1 protein-coding gene is annotated in these 1,301 nt (G+C 51.8%); it reads right to left on the bottom strand.

Annotation, left to right across the window (positions count from 1 at the left end):
* Window positions 1-11 precede the first annotated feature (11 nt).
* On the bottom strand, window positions 12-1,301 hold a 1,290-nt coding region (locus KCG43_RS21250), incomplete at its 5' end, for an IS4 family transposase (RefSeq protein ID WP_218387450.1).

A 1,301-nucleotide genomic window follows, 5' to 3' on the forward strand; every position in this document is an offset into this window, starting at 1 on the left:
CTGTCTCTTGATCACATTTCCTGCTCAAGAGACAAGGCAAGGTGATATCCCTCAAGGATGGTTTGTAATCTAAACCATCCTTCCCATAACCGCTCCCAGCCAACAATCCCGGTTCGTTTGCTGTCATTCCAGCCTGCCAATCGGCCTAAACTTAGGTATGCCCAATGCATACTTGGGACTTGCTTGGGTGGTTTGTTTTTCTCAGTCTTTAGCCATAAAAGCTTCCAGGCCAATGGGCTTAACAGGCTTTCGCAGGATAGATTTTTTGCCTGCTCAGCCTGACGCCCGTAGCAGCGCAGCTGCTGAATGCGCGTGGCGATGAAGGCCAGCAGGACAATCATTCGCTCCAGATTATCTTTGCTTTGCATCCTTAAGTTTTCTACCTGTGTCCCCCCTGTTTTCCAGGATTTATGGAAGTCTTCAATGAGCCAACGACGTTCGTAGCACTCGAGAATATGCTGCGCCTGCCGGGCTGTTGTGACGACCTCATTGGTCAACAGGTGCCAACAGAGGCCATCTGCGGTGTCTTTTTCCTGACAGCCCACATAAAACATCGGCACCGGCTGTCCGGTTTTATTGGCTGGAACCTGTACCGTGACGGCTGCAAAGCGGATATCACAGCGGGCTGCTCTGGCTTTGCGGCCGCCTTTTTGCTGAACCTGTACTACCCGTTCGCCGGCACTGTGCAGCGTCTCGCTGAACGCATAGAGTTTGTTCTGGTCTTCTTCAATACATCGGCTTTGCATTGAGCGCACAATGAATCGTTGTTGGGTATCGGTTTTATAACGCAGGTATTCGATGATATCGGCTTCACGGTCACAGACCGAAATGACCTTAGACATCTGTGGCCCCAGTCGTGTGGCCATCGCTTGTGACGCTCGCTGCCACTTGTAACTTTCTTTCTCTTCATAGGCGCGTTTTGCGCGTTGTTTTTTCTGACCATGCGCCTCGCGGTCACGCGCCCAGCGGTGCTGTTCAATAAGCCCAACCACCTGCTGCGCACCTGGCGCAAACAATATAACCGAATGCGCTTCAAGGCCGCTGGAGTTTTTGTGCGAAGTGGTGTGACCAAGTTCATCTGCGACGCTTTGGTGCGAGAACGCCAAAGACGTGGTGTCTTCTAAAGCCAATAAACAGTCAAATGCTTCGCAGGCGTGGACTGTTGAAGCAAAGCCAGCCTCAGCAATCGCTGCCGGGCTGATATGCTCGTTACGAACAAAGCGATAAGCAGCTTCGATGTCTGCACTGGATGAAAGAGATTGCACGATAGATTGTCCTGTATGGGCAGCGAGTTGCGCTGC

The sequence above is a fragment of the Photobacterium sp. WH24 genome, from assembly GCF_019204055.1.
In the GTDB taxonomy this organism is placed as follows: domain Bacteria; phylum Pseudomonadota; class Gammaproteobacteria; order Enterobacterales; family Vibrionaceae; genus Photobacterium; species Photobacterium arenosum.